At 66.1% G+C, this 17,421-nt stretch carries 20 protein-coding genes; 11 read left to right on the forward strand and 9 right to left on the reverse strand.

Annotated features, from left to right (window positions below; genetic code table 11):
* The first annotated feature begins 197 nt into the window (after positions 1–197).
* Genes NU1_RS20740 through era form a run of 5 tightly spaced genes read left to right on the forward strand, consistent with a single transcriptional unit; the run spans position 198 to position 4,547 of the window.
* Positions 198–1,259: a PhoH family protein gene (locus NU1_RS20740; protein WP_067523561.1), complete on the forward strand. Its 1,062-nt coding sequence runs from the start codon at positions 198–200 to the stop codon at positions 1,257–1,259.
* A 22-nt stretch (positions 1,260–1,281) separates the two neighbouring features.
* Positions 1,282–1,836, forward strand: coding sequence for an rRNA maturation RNase YbeY (gene ybeY, locus NU1_RS20745; protein WP_067523451.1), 555 nt, complete (start codon positions 1,282–1,284; stop codon positions 1,834–1,836).
* A complete protein-coding gene (locus NU1_RS20750; RefSeq protein WP_067523452.1) occupies positions 1,833–3,203 on the forward strand; it encodes a hemolysin family protein in 1,371 nt (456 codons plus the stop codon). Before ybeY ends, NU1_RS20750 begins: the two co-directional genes overlap by 4 nt.
* Positions 3,196–3,603, forward strand: coding sequence for a cytidine deaminase-like protein (locus NU1_RS20755; protein ID WP_067523453.1), 408 nt, complete (start codon positions 3,196–3,198; stop codon positions 3,601–3,603). The genes NU1_RS20750 and NU1_RS20755 overlap by 8 nt, the downstream gene beginning before the upstream one ends.
* The gene (era, locus tag NU1_RS20760) at positions 3,600–4,547 is read left to right on the forward strand and encodes a GTPase Era (RefSeq protein ID WP_067523454.1); all 948 of its coding nucleotides are present in this window, start codon (positions 3,600–3,602) and stop codon (positions 4,545–4,547) included. Before NU1_RS20755 ends, era begins: the two co-directional genes overlap by 4 nt.
* Position 4,548: 1 nt before the next feature.
* Here era and NU1_RS20765 read toward each other — a convergent pair whose 3' ends face one another.
* The 6 genes from NU1_RS20765 to NU1_RS20790 all read right to left on the reverse strand — a co-directional run bounded on the left by NU1_RS20765 (position 4,549) and on the right by NU1_RS20790 (position 8,783).
* Positions 4,549–4,929 carry a DUF1304 domain-containing protein gene (locus tag NU1_RS20765; protein ID WP_067523455.1) on the reverse strand — a complete coding sequence of 127 codons (381 nt, stop codon included), beginning with the start codon at positions 4,927–4,929 and terminating at the stop codon, positions 4,549–4,551.
* 123 nt (positions 4,930–5,052) lie between these two features.
* Positions 5,053–5,319: a hypothetical protein gene (locus NU1_RS20770; protein ID WP_067523456.1), complete on the reverse strand. Its 267-nt coding sequence runs from the start codon at positions 5,317–5,319 to the stop codon at positions 5,053–5,055.
* Positions 5,320–5,328: 9 nt separating this feature from the next.
* Positions 5,329–6,750: an amidase gene (locus tag NU1_RS20775; protein WP_067523457.1), complete on the reverse strand. Its 1,422-nt coding sequence runs from the start codon at positions 6,748–6,750 to the stop codon at positions 5,329–5,331.
* A 185-nt stretch (positions 6,751–6,935) separates the two neighbouring features.
* A complete protein-coding gene (locus NU1_RS20780) occupies positions 6,936–7,190 on the reverse strand; it encodes an Ada metal-binding domain-containing protein (RefSeq protein WP_067523458.1) in 255 nt (84 codons plus the stop codon).
* A 145-nt stretch (positions 7,191–7,335) separates the two neighbouring features.
* Positions 7,336–8,052, reverse strand: coding sequence for a 2OG-Fe(II) oxygenase (locus NU1_RS20785; RefSeq protein WP_371859822.1), 717 nt, complete (start codon positions 8,050–8,052; stop codon positions 7,336–7,338).
* Positions 8,053–8,285: 233 nt separating this feature from the next.
* Positions 8,286–8,783 carry a methylated-DNA--[protein]-cysteine S-methyltransferase gene (locus NU1_RS20790; RefSeq protein ID WP_067523459.1) on the reverse strand — a complete coding sequence of 166 codons (498 nt, stop codon included), beginning with the start codon at positions 8,781–8,783 and terminating at the stop codon, positions 8,286–8,288.
* Positions 8,784–9,383: 600 nt separating this feature from the next.
* Here NU1_RS20790 and recO point away from each other — a divergent pair.
* The 3 genes from recO to NU1_RS20805 all read left to right on the forward strand — a co-directional run bounded on the left by recO (position 9,384) and on the right by NU1_RS20805 (position 12,127).
* Complete coding sequence (gene recO / locus NU1_RS20795) at positions 9,384–10,160, forward strand: DNA repair protein RecO (RefSeq protein WP_067523460.1); 777 nt, start codon at positions 9,384–9,386, stop codon at positions 10,158–10,160.
* A 756-nt stretch (positions 10,161–10,916) separates the two neighbouring features.
* On the forward strand, positions 10,917–11,726 hold the full coding sequence (locus NU1_RS20800; protein WP_067523563.1) for an isoprenyl transferase: 810 nt from the start codon (positions 10,917–10,919) through the stop codon (positions 11,724–11,726).
* Entirely contained in the window at positions 11,723–12,127 is a 405-nt protein-coding gene (locus NU1_RS20805; RefSeq protein ID WP_067523461.1) for a YbjN domain-containing protein, read from the forward strand. The genes NU1_RS20800 and NU1_RS20805 overlap by 4 nt, the downstream gene beginning before the upstream one ends.
* Before the next feature lie 236 nt (positions 12,128–12,363).
* Here the strand turns inward: NU1_RS20805 and NU1_RS20810 are convergent, their stop codons facing one another.
* Complete coding sequence (locus NU1_RS20810; RefSeq protein WP_067523462.1) at positions 12,364–12,984, reverse strand: TetR/AcrR family transcriptional regulator; 621 nt, start codon at positions 12,982–12,984, stop codon at positions 12,364–12,366.
* 103 nt (positions 12,985–13,087) lie between these two features.
* On the opposite strand from NU1_RS20810, the gene NU1_RS20815 reads away from it, so the two are divergent.
* A complete protein-coding gene (locus tag NU1_RS20815; protein ID WP_067523463.1) occupies positions 13,088–14,056 on the forward strand; it encodes an ABC transporter permease in 969 nt (322 codons plus the stop codon).
* Positions 14,057–14,114: 58 nt separating this feature from the next.
* On the opposite strand, the gene NU1_RS20820 is transcribed toward NU1_RS20815, so the two are convergent.
* Positions 14,115–14,537, reverse strand: a complete 423-nt coding sequence (locus tag NU1_RS20820) for a Fur family transcriptional regulator (RefSeq protein ID WP_067523565.1) — start codon at positions 14,535–14,537, stop codon at positions 14,115–14,117.
* A 2-nt stretch (positions 14,538–14,539) separates the two neighbouring features.
* The gene (locus NU1_RS20825; RefSeq protein WP_084521651.1) at positions 14,540–14,935 is read right to left on the reverse strand and encodes an ArsR/SmtB family transcription factor; all 396 of its coding nucleotides are present in this window, start codon (positions 14,933–14,935) and stop codon (positions 14,540–14,542) included.
* Positions 14,936–15,127: 192 nt separating this feature from the next.
* Between NU1_RS20825 and NU1_RS20830 the strand changes: the two genes are divergently transcribed.
* Both NU1_RS20830 and NU1_RS20835 read left to right on the forward strand, forming a co-directional pair.
* A complete protein-coding gene (locus NU1_RS20830) occupies positions 15,128–16,519 on the forward strand; it encodes a glycine--tRNA ligase (RefSeq protein WP_067523464.1) in 1,392 nt (463 codons plus the stop codon).
* Positions 16,520–16,706: 187 nt separating this feature from the next.
* Positions 16,707–17,420, forward strand: a complete 714-nt coding sequence (locus tag NU1_RS20835) for a DUF6875 domain-containing protein (RefSeq protein WP_371859821.1) — start codon at positions 16,707–16,709, stop codon at positions 17,418–17,420.
* Position 17,421: the final 1 nt, after the last annotated feature.

A 17,421-nucleotide genomic window follows, 5' to 3' on the forward strand; every position in this document is an offset into this window, starting at 1 on the left:
TCAAACCTGCTCGCAGCCTACGAACCCATCACGGCTGTATCCCGGATCGCCCAGGTAGCAGCATATTCACTGGGCGCTGTCGGTCTACGGCGCTAGACTTTCATCAACGAAAGTACCGCTCGAGACCGGAAAGCAGGCATTAGCCACTTTTGAGAACACCAGGCGAAAACGGCGATCAGACCGCCCCCTCCGCTGGCATCGGGGCCGTCGGCATCGGTACGGGACCGGCAGGTAGGACCGTTCGTTCGAGCATTGAGCTCGCACCGGAATCGGTGTTCGGATTCCTGGGTTCGGCCGATGAGAACCTGCGGGAACTCGAGCGTCTGCTCGATGCCGATATCCATGTCCGAGGCAATTCCATCACCCTCACCGGCAAGCCCGCCGACATCGCCCTCGCGGAACGTGTCATCGCGCAGCTGGTCGCGCTCACCGAGCGCAATCGGGTGGTGACCCCGGAGGCCGTGCGGCACACGTACTCCATGCTCACCGAGGGTTCTTCGGACTCCCCGGCGGAGGTGCTGAGCCTCGACATCCTGTCCCGGCGCGGCAAGACCATCCGGCCCAAGACGCTCAACCAGAAGCGCTATGTCGACGCCATCGACGAGCACACCATCGTGTTCGGCGTGGGTCCGGCGGGTACCGGTAAGACCTATCTCGCCATGGCCAAGGCCGTGCAGGCGTTGCAGTCCAAGCAGGTCAACCGCATTATCCTGACCCGGCCCGCGGTCGAGGCGGGGGAGCGGCTCGGCTTCCTGCCGGGCACCCTCAACGAGAAGATCGACCCGTACCTGCGCCCGCTCTACGACGCCCTGCACGACATGATGGATCCGGAGGCCATTCCCAAGCTCATGGCGGCGGGAGTCATCGAGGTCGCGCCGCTGGCATATATGCGCGGTAGGTCGCTGAATGACTCGTTCATCATCCTCGACGAGGCGCAGAACACCACCGCCCAGCAGATGAAGATGTTCCTCACCCGGTTGGGTTTCGGCTCGAAGATCGTGGTGACCGGTGACACCACCCAGGTCGACCTGCCGAACGGCGCGCGATCGGGTCTGCAGGCGGCGACCGAGATCCTCACCGAGATCGACGATATTCATATCGCCGAGCTCACCAGCAGCGATGTGGTGCGGCACCGCCTCGTCTCGGAGATCGTCGACGCCTACGACAGGTACGAGAACGACATCCGCCCACAGGTGGCGGCGCACTATCCGGGCAACCGCGCGCAACGACGTGCCGCGAGCCGGGGAGAGCGTCGCTGAACTCGGCCGATAGGCTGAGCGGGTGAGCATCGAGGTCGCCAATGAGTCGGGTATGGACGTATCCGAAGAAGAGCTGGTCAGTGTCGCGCGCTTTGTGATCGCCCAGATGGACGTGCATTCGGCGGCGGAGCTGTCGATGGTGCTCGTCGATCTCGACACCATGGCCGATCTGCATATGCGCTGGATGGACCTGCCCGGACCGACCGACGTCATGTCCTTCCCCATGGACGAGCTGGAGCCGGGTGGGCGTCCCGACGCCGGTGAGCCCGGTCCGTCCATGCTGGGCGATATCGTGCTCTGCCCGGAATTCGCGGCGCAGCAGGCCACCAAGGCGGGCCATGCCCTCGACCACGAGCTGGCCCTGCTGACCGTGCACGGCGTGCTCCACCTCCTCGGCTACGACCATGCCGAGCCCGAGGAGGAGAAGGAGATGTTCGCGCTGCAGGCCTCGCTGCTCGAGGGCTGGTACGAAAGCCAGCGCGAGGCACAGCGCCGCGCCGAAATGGCCGAGCGGGATGCGCGATTGCTGGGCAAGACCGGATTCACCGCACCCGGTGATCCACTGGACCCGGCGTGAATTCTTTGTTCCTGCTGACACTGGCGATTGTGCTGGTGCCGCTGGGCGGTACGTTCGCGGCGCTGGACTCCGCGTTGAACACCATCTCTCCGGCCCGGGTGGACGATCTGGTCCGGGCCGACCGCACCGGCGCGGTGCGGCTGACGCACATCATCGCCGACCGGCCGCGCTACGTGAATCTCATGGTGCTGCTGCGGGTGCTGTGCGAGATCACCTCGACGGTGCTGCTGGCGGCCGTACTGCTGGACTGGCTCGACGAGGTGTGGGCGCTGGTCATCACCGCCGCCGTCATGGTGCTGGTGGACTATCTGGTCATCGGTGTCGGCCCGCGCACACTGGGCCGCCAGCACGCGTATTCGATCGCTTTGGCGCTGTCGCTGCCATTGCAGGCCATCGGCACCCTGTTGGGGCCGGTGAGCCGCCTGCTGATCCTGATCGGTAATGCGATCACCCCGGGTAAGGGATTTCGCAACGGCCCCTTCTCCTCCGAGATCGAGCTGCGCGAGGTGGTCGATCTCGCCAGTGAGCGCGGTGTGGTGGCCGATGACGAACGCCGCATGATCCAGTCGGTCTTCGAACTCGGCGATACGACGGCCCGGGCGGTGATGGTGCCGCGCACCGAGATGGTCTGGATCGAATCGGATAAGACCGTGGCGCAGGCGATGTCGTTGGCGGTGCGGTCGGGGCATTCGCGGATGCCGGTGGTCGGCGAGAACGTCGATGACATTATCGGTGTGGTTTATCTGAAAGACCTTGTGCCGTATGCGGATAAGAGCAAGAAGGTCCGGGTGCGAGAGGTGATGCGCCCGCCCGTCTTCATGCCCGATTCCAAACCGCTCGACGATCTGCTCGATGAAATGCAGCGCCGCCGAAACCATATGGCGATTCTGGTGGACGAGTACGGCGGTATCGCCGGGCTGGTCACCATCGAGGATGTGCTGGAGGAGATCGTCGGCGAGATCGTCGACGAATACGACCACGACGAGGTCCCCGACGTAGAGGAGCTCGGTCACGGGAAATACCGTGTCTCCGCGCGGCTTCCGGTCGAGGACCTGGGTGAGCTGTTCGACATGGATATCGAGGAGGAGGACGTCGATACCGTCGGCGGCCTGCTCGCGCACGAACTGGGCCGGGTGCCGCTGCCGGGTTCCAAGGCGATCGCACACGGGTTGGTGTTGAAGGGGGAGGGCGGCTCGGACGCCCGCGGCCGGGTGCGCGTGCACACCGTGGTGGTGCGACGCGCCAGCCCGGCCGCTCCGGCGGATGCCGAGGGGGAGACGAAATCAGAACCGGTCGAGGGTAAGTCGAGCGGACCGGACAGTGCCGACGAGTTCGGCGCACACGAGTATGGAGAGACCGATGACTGAACTCGATGCCGAGGACAACAAACTGCTGACCCTCGCCCGCGGAGCCATGGGCCGCACCGGAGGTGCGGGCGGAGCCGCTATCCGCGATACCGACGGGCGCACCTATGCCGCCGGCGAGGTGGAGCTTTCCGCCCTGCGACTGACCGCGTTGCAAGCAGCGGTCGCGGCGGCGATCTCCAGTGGCGCAGAGGGTTTCGAGGCGGCGGTGGTAGTCGGCAGGCCGTTCTCCGATCCCGGTGTGACAGCTGTTCGCGAGGTCTCGGCGGCGGCGAGGATCGTCTTCACCGATCGGCAGGGCAAGGTTTTCGACATTGTCGACGGCCTGAGCGGTGACGCGGCGCAGCACCGGGGCGTTCCGGAAGGGTTCGATCTCGCTACCGAGTCGGAGGTACTCGAATGAGCAGCACCAAGGACGAATTCCGTTCGGGCTTCGTATGTTTCGTGGGGCGGCCGAATACCGGCAAATCCACTCTCACCAATGCGCTGGTGGGGCAGAAGATCGCCATCACCTCCTCGCGGCCGCAGACCACCCGGCATACCATTCGCGGCATTGTGCATCGCGATTACGCGCAGCTCATCCTGGTGGACACCCCGGGTCTGCACCGGCCGCGCACCCTGCTCGGGCAGCGGCTCAACGACCTGGTGCAGGATACGTATTCCGAGGTCGACGTGATCGCCATCTGCATTCCGGCCGATGAGAAGATCGGACCCGGTGACCGCTGGATCGTCGATCAGATCAAGCTGATGGCTCCCAAGACCACCCTGCTCGGCGTGGTCACCAAGATCGACAAGGTGAATCGCGACCAGATCGCCCACCAGCTGATGGCGCTGTCGAAGCTGCTCGGCCCCGACGCCGATGTGGTGCCGGTATCGGCGGTGAAGGGTGAGCAGGTCGATATCCTGGTCGACGTTATCGCCTCGAAAATGCCGCCCGGCCCGGCCTTCTACCCCGATGGCGAGATCACCGACGAGCCCGAGGAAACCCTCATGGCGGAGCTGATTCGCGAGGCCGCCCTCGAGGGTGTGCGCGATGAGCTCCCGCATTCCCTCGCCGTGGTCATCGAAGAGGTGCTGCCGCGCGAGTACGAGGAAGACGACCTCGAGGACGATAAGGCTCCCGAAAAGCGGGCCATGCTGGATGTGCACGCCATTGTCTACGTCGAGCGCCCCAGCCAGAAAGCCATTGTCATCGGGAAGAACGGCTCCCGCCTCAAAGAGGTGGGTACCAACGCCCGCAAGCAGATCGAAGTCATTCTCGGCACCCGCATCTACCTGCACCTGCACGTGAAGGTCGCCAAGGACTGGCAGCGCGACCCGAAGCAGCTCGGCAAGCTCGGGTTCTGACCTAGAGCTGCGTGAGCGCGGCCAGCAGGGTCAATGCCGGAAACAGGCCCTGTTTGGCCGCGGCACTCGCCTTGTCGCGGTACTTGGCCACCAGCACAATCGCCGCCGCGAGCATCGATCCGCAGCTCATCAGGATGAGCGCCCAGCCCGCATCGGCGTTGCCGCGCACCAGCGCCACTCCGACAAATGCGCCGATGGCCAGAAACAGGTTGTAGAAACCCTGATTGAAGGCCCACGGCACACAGGCTTGGACGTCCTCGTCCGCTACGCCGAAGGTTCCGCGGTAGACCTTCCGATCGGTGAACCGCACCACCTCCATGTAGAAGATGCCGACGTGGACCACACCGGCAAGACCAGCCAGAATCTGCACAACCGTCAGCACTAGGCCTCCTGTGGGTGGGCTACAGCTGAGCGGACGCTACCCGGTGCCGACCCGGATACCCGGAAGCCGCGCCGCCGTAGCGTCGACCCGGCACGAGCGCGGTGCGGTTCGGCTTGGGCTTTGTCACGACGACGGCGAGGCTTCCGCGTCGAATTCGGCTTTGCGGCGGACGGAGTAGGCGGGCCAGTCCGCGCGTGCGGCGATCACATCGTCGATGGAGAGCTTGATGACGCCGCAGTGTCCGAGGGAGCAGGCACGGGGTTCGGTGGCGTCGATGAGGGAGATGCCGCCGAGTTCGTCCCCGTCGACATAGGTGCAGAGGACGGGGTGGAATGAGCAGTCCTCGTAGATATCTCCGGGGCGGATATCGCCCGGCTGGTCGGTCGTCACGGCGTCACACTAGACGGTGTGGTTCGTCCACCACGGCGCCGGGCGTTGCTCGTACCACTTCAGCTCCGACTCCAATTGGGCCGCAACGGAAACCAATAACGCTTCGGAGTCGGCGGGGCCCATGAGCTGTGCGCCGACCGGGAGGCCGGTGGCGGTGAAACCGGCGGGGACGTTCACGCTGGGCCAGCCGAGGACATTCCAGGGCCAGGTGTAGGGGCAGGCGGCGGTGATGAGGGCGTCGGTGGCCATGGTGCCGATGCGGTCGATTTCGTGCACGCCCGGGGGAGAGGTGGCGGTGGTGGGGGCGAGGACCAGGTCGTAGTCGTTGAAGAAGTTGCCGATTCGTTTGCGGAGCAACGGTTCTGCCTGGCGGGCGGCGAAGAGTGCGGGGGCGAGGACGCGGCCGAGTAGGGCGTTGTGTTTGGTGCGGGGGTCGACCCTCGCGCCGGGGAGGCGGTCGAGGGCGTGGCGGATGCCGACCATGGAGCGGGGGAGGAATGTCGCGCCGATGAGGACGCCGTAGTGCAGGTCGGCGACGGTCACCTCGTGGCCGAGGCGGCGCAGGGTGGCGGCGGTGGCGTGTACGCGCGCCGCCACCTCGCGGTCGAGCGCGGTTTTGGTGGCGGTGAACGGGATACGCAGCGAGATCGCGATGCGCAGGCGGCCGGGATCGCGGCCGACGGCCTCGGAGACGCGCAGGGGACGCGGCGTGTGTTTGTCGCCGGGATGCGGTCCGGCGGCGGCGTCGAGCAGTAGTGCGGCGTCGGCGACGGTGCGGGCGAGCGGGCCGTTCACGGTGAGGCCCTCGAATGCCTCGGCCAGCGGCCAGGTGGAGATGCGTCCGCGTTGCGGCTTGATGCCGACCAGGTTGTTCCATGCGGCGGGGATGCGCACCGAGCCCGCGCCGTCGGAACCCAGTGCGGCGGGCACCAATCCGGCCGCGACCGCCGCCGCGGAACCGCCGGAGGAACCGCCCGGGGTATGTTCGGCACTCCACGGATTCCTGGTGTGCCCGAAGGCATCTCCACTGGTGAACGGCAACTGCCCGAGCTCACAGGTATTGGTTTTGCCGACAATCACGGCACCGGCCGCGCGCAGCCGTCGAACCGATTCGGAGTCTTCGGTTTTCGCGGGGAAGTCGCCGCCACAGCCGAAAGCCGTTGGGGTGCCGACGAGGTCGGTGTCGTCCTTGATGGCGATGGGTACGCCGAGTAGCGGGGCGCGCTCCCCGGCGGCGAGGCGACGATCCGCGGCGGCGGCTTCGGCCAGGGCCTGCTCGCGCACCACGATCCGGAAGGCATTGAGCGCAGTCTGGCTGGCATCGATTCGATCGAGGGCAGCGGTGGTCGCCGCCACCGAATCGACGGTGCCCTGATCGAGCGCCGCCACGAGCTCGACCAGCCCCAATTCGCCTACAGACGCCATCGCCATGTGATTCCCGTCTCCTGTTGTACCCATGGGTAACGTAGCGCGACTCTGGTCGCACGTCCAATACCGTGTCCCGCGCCGCGAACGCTCTTTTTGTGTAGTGAGGGGGAACCGGTGGCGGCGTCGCGCAAGAGAACGCCGCCACCGGTTCCCCCTCGGGAAATGAAGCGCGACGATCGGGGGCGGTGTTAACGGTGGGCGACTTTCCAGCGCAGGTATTCGGGGCGCAGGCAGCTCGCGCAGGGGCGGTAACCAGCGGCGATGGCGGTGGGCTCGTCGGCGAAGAAGACGCGGTGGCGGCGGTAGTGCCCGCGGGCGATGGCGCGTAGTGCGGACGGGCAGTCGAGGCGGCCGTAGATCCGTTGCCGCCGATGGCCACCCAGGGCCCCGGGGGTCTCGCTCGCATATGGCTGCCCGTCCGCGCCGAGCAGGGTGTAGGTCATACCGCGCCTCGGAAGTTCGTGCCGCCGTGTGGAAATCGTGCAGGGTCGTCGGAGCATGTGCCGAGACCGGTCGCGCGGCGTCCCGTCCCGCCGCATTCCGCGGGCCCGTGCCGCACCCGGGAGGTCATATCGCGTGTACGGAAGCTCAGGTCGCGTCGTGGAAGACGAGGCCGAGAGTGTGGCGGCGGCCGGATCGAACGGTGCTGACGCCGTGGCGCATGGGGCCTGCCGACCAGCCGCGGCTGCTGGCGACGGGGCGATCGCGGGTGGTGAAGATCAGGCCGTGCCCCTGCGGCAGTGTCATGGTCGAACCGCGGGATTGGGCGCGGGGGCGCTGCTCGATCATCAGGAATTCGCCGCCGGTGTAGTCCACGCCGGGGACATCGAGACCGATGACGACCTGGAGGGGAAAGTACATATCGCCGAAGAGGTCTCGATGGAGCGCATTCCAGTCTCCCGGACCGTAGCGGAGCAGGATTTGTGCGGACCGGGACTGCCCCGCCGCATGGCACATGGTGATCCACTCGTCGAGGGTCTCCGGCCACGGCGCGGGTCGGCCGAGCCGCGCCGCCCAGTCGCGAGCAATGGGAAGCAGCCTCGGGTACAACGCTTCCCGCAGATCTCGCACCACGTCGGGTAGGTCATGGGTGAAGTAGCGGTACTCACCCGAACCGAACCGGAGTCTGGCCATGTTCACGGTGGTCCGGAACAGTTCGTCATGCCCGTAGAGCTCGGTAAGCGAACGGCATTCGTCCGGACTCAGGAGCTGCCCCGTAAGCGCGCTGCCGTGCTCATCCAGCTCATGTGCCAACGCCGCCCAATCCTGCTGCGCCACCGCGTCGCCGACGGCTCGATGCCCGATGGCAGTGGCTTCCGTCGGCCTCGTCGCGCCCGCTGGCCCGGCGGCCGCGTCCGCTGGGCAACTCGGCACGTTGGCCGAGTTGCGTGGCGCGTGGGCTGGGTCGCTTGGCGCGTTGGTGGAGTTGCGTGGTGTGTGGGCCGGGTTGCCTGCCGTGCGGGCCGGATCGCCCAGCGTGCTGGCGGCACTCACTGCCGGAGCCACCACACCCGCTGTGGCGCCGGCGGTTTCGACGCTCATGCGGGCAGCAGCACGTGCTCGAGTTCCAGCAGGCGCTGCTTACGCTCCAGCCCGCCGGAGTATCCGGTCAATGCCCCGCTCGCACCGATCACCCGGTGACAGGGCCGCACCACCAGCAGTGGATTGGCTCCGATCGCCGCGGCCACCAGCCGAACCAGCTCCCGAGGCTCCCCGGCCCGCGCGGCGATCTCGCCATACGTGGCAGTCACCCCGTAGGGAATCTCGTCGAGGGCCTGCCACACCCGCTGCTGGAAGTCGCTGCCACTGTGCGCGAATTCCACCTCGAATCGGGTTCGCGTCCCAGCGAAGTACTCCCGCAACTGGGCGACAATCCCGTCGAACGCACCGGCGTCCTCCACCCACTCGGGTCGCACCGTGGCGCCACCCTTCTGTCGCGGCACGGACACCGAAGCCAGTGCGATTGCATCTCCGGTCAGTTCTCCGACCAGCAGCAGCTCACCCAGTGAGCTGTCCATCCTCGTGTACACGGTCATGCTTGCGTCTCCTCTGAGTTGTCCTTCCACATCGACTCTGCCCCGCCGCCCGCGCCTTGACTGGCGGAATTCGGACACGCCATTCGGGCCCCCGGTCAGGCCGGATCGCGTCCGCACCACCCGGTCCGTTGATCACCGGGAAGTGGCGGCGGCATTGTGCGAGTGGGCTCCGCCACCAGTTCCTGGTCGATGTTCATCTCGCACCGCGCCTGGGTGCGCCATCGCCGGGGATGGCGGTTATGGCAGCACGGCTGCTGTTCGGAGTGCAGGAGGTCGGTATCGGGCACCGAGGCGGGACGGATGCGCTATCGCCGCGGGTTCCGCGGTTATGGCAAACACTGTTCCTGGTTGGAGTACAGGAGGTCGGTACCGGCACCGAACGGTATCGGGCACCGGGGCAGGACGGGTACGTCAGGACCGAGGCGGCCGGGCGGTTGGCGAGGGGACCGGAAAGTTGGATGCCCGATAGCACAGGTAATTCGGAAGCCCTGGTTGGTTGGGCGGTGACCGGAGGGGCGAGCGGGTGTTCCTCGCGGGTAGCCGGGAAGACGCGGCCGGGTGGGGCGGCGTTCGTCGGGGTGGCGTGGGAGACTGAGCCTCGTGCGTTTGTATCGGGACCATGCGGTGGTCGTGCGCCAGCACAAGCTGGGCGAGGCCGATCGCATTGTCACGCTGTTGACCCGGCAGCACGGCCTGGTGCGGGCGGTTGCCAAGGGCGCGCGGCGGACTCGATCCAAATTCGGGGCGCGGCTGGAACCGTTCGCCTACGTGGATGTGCAGCTGTATCCCGGGCGCAATCTCGACACCATCACTCAGGTACACACGGTGGAGGCCTTCGCTTCCGATATCGTCGCCGACTACGGCCGCTACACCACCGCCTGCGCGGTCCTGGAAACAGCTGAGCGCCTAGCCGGTGAGGAACGCGCCCCGGCCCCCCGCCTGCACACCCTCACCGCCGGAGCCCTGCGCGCCATCGCCGCGGCCCAACGCCCCCACGAGCTCGTCCTCGACGCATTCCTGCTGCGCGCCATGGGTTTCGCGGGCTGGGCCCCCGCCCTCGTCGAATGCGCCCGCTGCGCCACCCCCGGCCCGCACCGCGCCTTCCACGTGGCGGCGGGCGGCGCGGTCTGCGTCCACTGCCGCCCACCCGGCGCGGCCACCCCGGTCGTCGGTGTTCTCGACCATATGAGCGCGCTCGAACGCGGCGACTGGTCCATGGTCGACGCCATTCCCGACCACATGCGCCGCCAAGCCAGCGGCCTGATCGCCGCCCACCTCCAGTGGCACCTGGAACGCCAACTCCGCACCCTGCCGCTGATCGAACGCTCCCGCCCACACGAGGCGGTCGCCGAACCGGCGGAGAGCCGGGTCGGCTGACCGCACTGCCACTCGCCATTACCGGCAGGGGGACGGTGCATTCCACCGGTGTATCGCAGGCCATCGCGCGCTAGACGGTCACCTCCGGGAACTGCTCACGAAACCGGCGAGGCGCTCCGCCAACAGCACGTCCTGGGTTTCATACACACCGTCCCGACCGGCAGGTCGTATCCGGTGGTGTCACTCCAGGGGGGAAGCGGCGATGGTGGACCAGCGCCGCACCGGAGTTGGTGGCGGGGTTGTGCGCGTATGTCAACCTGGCGGCGCCGGCCTGAAAGCTGTTCAGCTATACAGGATCGGCTGGAAGAGCGGATGCTGCTGATCGGACCGCCTGATCGGCGAGTTACCGGCGATCACACCGCCTGGTTCGACTTCGATCCAGGTATCGGCCGCGACCCGGTGAACCTGCCGGAGCGCCGCTCAGTGCAATGTCCAGGTGCGCCCCCACCCCGTCATTCCGGCGTGCTTCTGGCCGGAATCCACACTTTGTGGCGTGGATCCCGGCCAAAGCACGCCGGGATGACGAATTGGCAGCACGCCGATGTAACCCCCGCAGTCGGCGGACACCGCACTAGAGATGGTCGGCCTGTACGGGAAGCCCATCCTGATTTACCTGGAGCCGCTCATCGCTTCCGAGTTGCCGCGCGAACCGACGACGATGCGGTAGCCGGGTCCACGTTGTCGGATGTGTTGGGTTTGTGTGGACTGTGCGCGAACCCCGTGGTGATTCTCGGCCACCCGATGCCGTCGGGCAGGATGGTGTCCGTGATCGGGAACCGCAAGCAGTCCGCAGCCACCGGCACCCGTACGGTGCGTCCGCCGTCGCCGCACCCCTCGGGCGCGACACCGCCGAATATCCCCCTGGAATTTGTGCCCCAGCATGTGGCACTGGTGATGGATGGCAATGGTCGGTGGGCGCAGGAGCAAGGGTTGCCGCGGACCGCGGGGCATGAGCGCGGGGAGGCCGTGCTCATGGACACCGTCGAGGGCTGCATCGAGATCGGTGTGAAGTGGTTGTCGGCGTACGCGTTCTCCACGGAGAACTGGCGGCGCAGCCCGGATGAGGTGCGGTTCCTCATGGGATTCAACCGCGATGTGATTCGGCGCAGGCGCGATGAGATGCACGAGATGGGGGTGCGGGTGCGCTGGGCGGGGCGGCGACCGCGGTTGTGGCGCAGCGTGATCAAGGAATTGGAGATCGCGGAAGAGCTTACGCAGGACAATACGGTGATGAACCTGACCATGTGCGTGAACTATGGCGGCCGTGCCGAGATCGCCGACGCCGCACGGGAAATCGCGCGGCGGGTGAAGGCGGGGGAGATCGATCCGGAAAAGGTGTCCGAGGAGACCGTCGCCCGGTACCTGGACGAGCCGGATATGCCGGATGTGGACCTGTTCCTGCGGCCCTCGGGTGAGTTCCGCACCTCGAACTTCCTCATGTGGCAGTCCGCGTACGCCGAATTCGTGTTCCAGGAAACACTTTTTCCGGACTTCGACCGCCGCAACCTCTGGGATGCCTGCCTGGAATACGCCAAGCGCGACCGCCGATTCGGGGCCGTGAAATGAGCGATCAGACCTCCACCGAGGAACTCCAGGCCCGCGCGGGCGCCTGTCTGACCCGCTACGAGGTGCCCGTCCGGGTCGAAGACTCTGGCCTGGGCTTCGAATACGACGGCGCACTGTGCTCCCTGCGCGCCGTGAACCTCGCCCCCGGCCTCGACGTCCTCACCCTGACCTGCGTCCTGGCCTGGGACCGCCCGCAGAAACCGCAACTGCACAAGCGTGTCGCCGAACGCAATGCCGAACTCCAGTTCGGCTCCATCACCGTGATCGGCCACGACAAACAGGCCGATGTGATCATGCGCTACACCTTCCCGGCCGCGGGTCTGGAGGACGAAGCGCTCGCGACCATGCTGCTGCTGGTGCTGTCGGGCGCGGGCCGGGCTCGACAGGGTTTGCTGCCGTAGGGGATTCGCCGCGCAGGGCGCTCGCTGCGCAGGGCATCCGCCGCTTGGTCACGCGCTGTGTGAGCATTCGCCCCTCGTCATTCCGGCATGCTTTTGGCCGGAATCCACACGGTGTACGGCAACGACATGGCGTGGATCCCGGCCAAAAGCACGCCGGGATGACGTGGGTTGTTCTCCGCCGGGATGACGTGGGTTGTCCTTCGCTGGATGGCGGGGTGGTGACTGCCTGGCTAGCTTCAGCTGTGGGCGATTTCGTCCACATGCTGATAGTTCGGCAGCAATAGCGCTATCCCCTCGGCGAGATCGTCCGGGCTGGTGTCACCCAGGATCAGGTGCTGGAGGATGAAGCCGGGTAGGAGTCCCATCAGGGTTTTGGCCACGACCTCGACATCGGCGTCCGGGGGTAGCCAGCCGACATCGCGCATACGGATGGCGTATTCGATCCAGAGGCGGCGGATACCGCCGATATTGGTGCGTACGTAGTCGGCGATATTGGGGTCGGTGAGGGCGAGGGCCCACGCCTGCGGGATGAGGCGGACCGGCCCGCCGGGTACGGCGAGTTCGGTCACTATGCCGCCGACGGTGCGCATCAGTTCCGGGGGAGTCGGCAAGGGCTCTTTACGCACGGCTTCGGTGAGGGCGCTGCGGAGTCCGCTGGTGGCCTCGGTGGTCAGCGCGGCGATGATGTCGCCTTTGCTCTTGAAGTAGCGATAGACCGCTCCTGCCGACAGTCCGGCCTCGGCGAATACGTCCTGCATGGTGGCGGCGTGCAGTCCCTTGCGGGCGAAGCACTGTTGGGCGGCGTCGAGGATCTGCTGCCTGCGGCGTTCCAGGTGTTCTTCGCTGACTCTGGGCATAGATCCAAACTAAAACGAATATCCGTTCTTGACAAGCTGACAACCCGGTGTCAGCCTTGTCCCATCAAAGAGAACGAACCTCCGATTTAGTGGGAGCCTCCTGATGAACACCCTCCAGCGCGCCCTCGCCCTCGGTGCCGCCGCTGCTCTCATCCAGGCCGTCATGCTGATCGCCTTCGCGTGGCCCGCCGTCAATATCGGCCCCCGGGATCTACCCGTCGTCGTCACCGGACCGCAGGCCGCCATGGTGGCCGACAGGCTGGCCGAGCATGACCCCGACGCCTTCGAAATCACCACCGTCGCAGACGAATCCGCCGCTCGCAAGGCCATCGACAATCGAGATGCCTACGGGGCCATCGTGACCGGCGGGCAGCCCCGCGTACTCATCGCCTCCGCCGCGAGTCCCGCTGTGGCACAGCAGCTCACGGCCGTCGCTCAGCAACTGTCCGGTGTGGCCGCCGCACCCGTCGAGGATGTGGTCGCCGCCGACCCGGATGATCCGCGCGGTGCGGGGTTCGGCGCCATGGTGCTGCCGCTGGTGATGTCCGGAATCGCCGCCGGTGTACTGCTGTCGCTGCTGGTCCCCACGGTCGGCGCCCGCGTCGCCGGCCTGCTCGCCTTCGCCGTCGTCGGCGGACTGCTCAGCATGGGCATCGTCCAGGGCTGGCTGTCCATCATCCCCGGTAACTACCTCACGCTGGCCGCCATCGCCGGGCTCGTCTCCTTCGCGGTGGCCGGAACCGTGGTCGGGCTGGCGACGGTGGTCGGTCGTGCGGGTATCGGACTCGCCGCCCTCACCATGCTGCTGATCGGAAATCCGTTCTCCGCGGCGACTTCGGCCCCCGAGCTGCTCCCGCAGCCGTGGGGCGCCATCGGCCAACTGCTCCCGCCGGGGGCCGCCGCCACCCTGATCCGCTCGGTCGCCTACTTCGGCGGAGCCGGGGCCGCCGCCCCGCTGACGGTCCTATTGGTCTGGGCCGCTGCGGCTCTCGCTCTCCTCGGAGTCGGTGCGGTGCGCACCCGCGGCGCTGCCTCGGCCCCCGCCGGCGCCCCGATCCCGGTCACGGCCTGAGTCGACCGTTCCCATTCGTGCCCCGCGCGGAACTGTGCGGGGCACGAGCGCGCGTAGGTCAGCGCTTCCCGTTGGAGCACGGCTTACAGGTGCCGAACACCTCCACGGTGTGGCTGATATCGCTGAATCCGTGCTCTGCGGCAATGGATTCGGCCCACGCCTCCACGGTCGGCCCCTCCACCTCGACGGTCCGGCCGCAGTGGCGGCAGACCAGGTGATGATGGTGTCCCTTGGAGCACTGCCGGTACACCGACTCACCGGTATCGGTGCGCAGCACATCCACCAGTCCGGCATCCGCGAGTGACTGCAATGTCCGGTAGACGGTGGTCAGTCCGATTCCCTCGCCGCGGCGACGCAATTCGTCATGGAGTTCCTGGGCGGAGCGGAATTCGTCGATATCGGCGAGCAGGGCCGAGATGGCGCTGCGCTGACGGGTGCTGCGCACCCCGACGGTCTTGGTATCGCTCGTCTTCTCCGTCACGGTCACCCCTCCTCGGCGTGTGCGACGGCATCGACCACGATATGTGCCAAATGTTCGTCCACCAGTTCATAGATCACTTCTCGCCCGGTTCGCTCGCCGCGCACCACACCCGCGGATTTGAGGATCCGCAGGTGCTGGCTGATCAGGGGTTGGGTCACACCCAGCGTGTCGACCAGTTCGTGCACGCAGCGCGGCGACTCGCGTAATTGCAGCACGATGGCGATGCGCACGGGCGCGGCCAGTGCGCGCAGCAGTTCCCCGGCGTTGTCGAGAATGCCGCGTGGCGGTACGGGTATCGGCGCGGGCGACCGATACGGGTACGGGTCGTGCGGTATCGCGGTCGGGGCCTCTGTATCGATGCGGGAGCGCCGCGTCGGGGCACCGCTGTCGGCGGTCATCGAACCAACTCCTTATTGGAAACCGCTGCCATTATGCGGTATGCATAGGTATGCATGTCAAATAGGCGCGCTGAGGAGGCCCCACAAACCTTGGATTCGGCAACGGCCGAGTGGGTGAAAACATGGTTGTCCGGTACCGATAGGCTGGAGTGAATCCCTTGCAATCTTCCGGACCGGATGGAGAATTCTCGAGTGGCACCCAAGTCGAAGGTGGACACCGTCGCCAACCTCGCGAAGCGTCGGGGTCTCGTGTACCCGGCGGGCGAGATCTACGGCGGCACCAAGTCGGCGTGGGATTACGGCCCGCTCGGAGTCGAACTCAAGGAGAACATCAAGCGACAGTGGTGGCGGTCCATGGTCACCAGCCGCGAGGATGTGGTCGGCCTCGATTCGTCGATCATCCTGCCGCGTCAGGTGTGGGTGGCCTCGGGGCACGTCGCCGTGTTCAATGACCCGCTGGTGGAATGCCTGAACTGCCATAAGCGGCACCGGCAGGATCACCTGCAGGAGGCCTACGCCGCGAAGAACAAGATCGACGACCCGGACACCGTCGCCATGGAGCTCATCGGCTGCCCCGACTGCGGCACTGTCGGCAAGTGGACCGAGCCGCGTGACTTCAACATGATGCTGAAGACCTACCTGGGCCCGATCGAGTCCGAAGAGGGCATGCACTACCTGCGGCCGGAAACCGCCCAGGGCATCTTCGTCAATTACAAGAACGTCGAGACCACCGCGCGCAAGAAGCCGCCGTTCGGTATCGCCCAGATGGGCAAGAGCTTCCGCAACGAGATCACGCCGGGCAACTTCATCTTCCGCACCCGTGAGTTCGAGCAGATGGAGATGGAGTTCTTCGTCAAGCCGGGCGAGGACGAACAGTGGCACCAGTACTGGATCGACACCCGCATGGCCTGGTACACGGATCTGGGTATCGATCCGGAGAACCTGCGGCTCTACGAGCACCCGAAGGAGAAGCTCTCGCACTACTCGACCCGCACGGTCGATATCGAGTACCGCTTCTGTTTCCAGGGCAGCGAGTGGGGTGAGTTGGAGGGTGTCGCGAACCGCACCGATTTCGACCTGAAGACCCACTCCGAGCATTCGGGCACCGATCTCAGTTACCGCGATCAGACCTCCGGTGAGAAGTACATCCCGTATGTCATCGAACCCGCGGCCGGTCTGACCCGCTCGCTCATGGCGTTCCTGGTCGACGCGTACCACGTGGAGCAGGTCCCCACCGCCAAGGGCACCCTGGAGGATCGCACCGTACTGCGCCTGGATCGTCGCCTCGCGCCGACCAAGGCGGCGGTGCTGCCGCTGTCGCGCAATGCCGATCTCTCGCCCAAAGCGAAAGATCTCGCGACGCAACTGCGGAAGAACTGGAACGTGGAGTTCGACGACGCGGGCGCGATCGGCCGGCGCTACCGTCGCCAGGACGAGATCGGTACGCCGTTCTGTATCACCGTCGATTTCGACACCCTGGAGGATCAGGCGGTGACCGTCCGCGAGCGGGACTCCATGGCGCAGGAGCGAATCAGCTTGGATCAGGTAGAGAACTACCTGGCCACGCGCCTGCTGGGTGCCTGAAAAAGATCATCGGGAAAGACCGGTCAATATTGACCGGTCTTTCTTTTTGCTTAATGCCCCAGGAATTCGGGGCATAGCAGAATTTCGAGTATCCGGCTACTCGTGTTAACAACCCATGACCCTCGCACTATTTATGTGTATGGGGATCGGCGTCAGGTGCTGTAGCTCTATCTGCCTGAGGTGAGTCATGAGCGAGCGAGTAGTCGGGCCACGTTCGGGCCTGCAATGGGTCTCATTGGGGGACAACGGACCATCCGGCTGCCCCGTTGCGCGGTCGACGGCGGCGGTATTCAGATCCTGGGCGGATCGGTATTTGACCCAGCCCTGTGCTGATTTGGGTCGAGACGGGCCGGTCTGTCCGTACGTCCGACCCTCCATGCGACGGGATCTCCTCTGGCTGGGCCAGGTCCCGGATGCCCATCCGCACCGCCGGTGGGTACGCGCCGTTATCGAGGACGCACTCGAGAAGTACCCCGAACTACCTACGGGGAACGGTAGTTCCAGTTCGGTACTGCGCGCGTTGATAACGATCTTCCCGAAACTCGATGACTATTCATTGATCGACGATATGCATGCGGAATTCAAGAGCAGTTTCGTGGAACGCGGTTTCATGCTGGGGCAATTCTATCCGGGTTGTGATCAACCGGGATTGTGGAACAAGAACTTCCGGCCATTGGACGCTCCGCTACCCATGCTGGTGGTCCGGACGATGATGACGACAGACTTTCCCTTCCTGGTCGATAAACCGGAATGGATGGACGCCTATGTCCGCAAGTTCGCGCCGATGATTCCGGCGCATGTGCGAGCAGTGGTGGTGCGGCGCTTGACCACTCGCGCCGAGACCGTGCCCGCCTACCAGGTGCAGCCGGAGGATTCCGACTGCTCGTCACCCGGCCGGTGAT

Origin of the sequence: Nocardia uniformis NBRC 13702 (assembly GCF_001613345.1) — a bacterium.
Lineage (GTDB): Bacteria > Actinomycetota > Actinomycetes > Mycobacteriales > Mycobacteriaceae > Nocardia > Nocardia uniformis.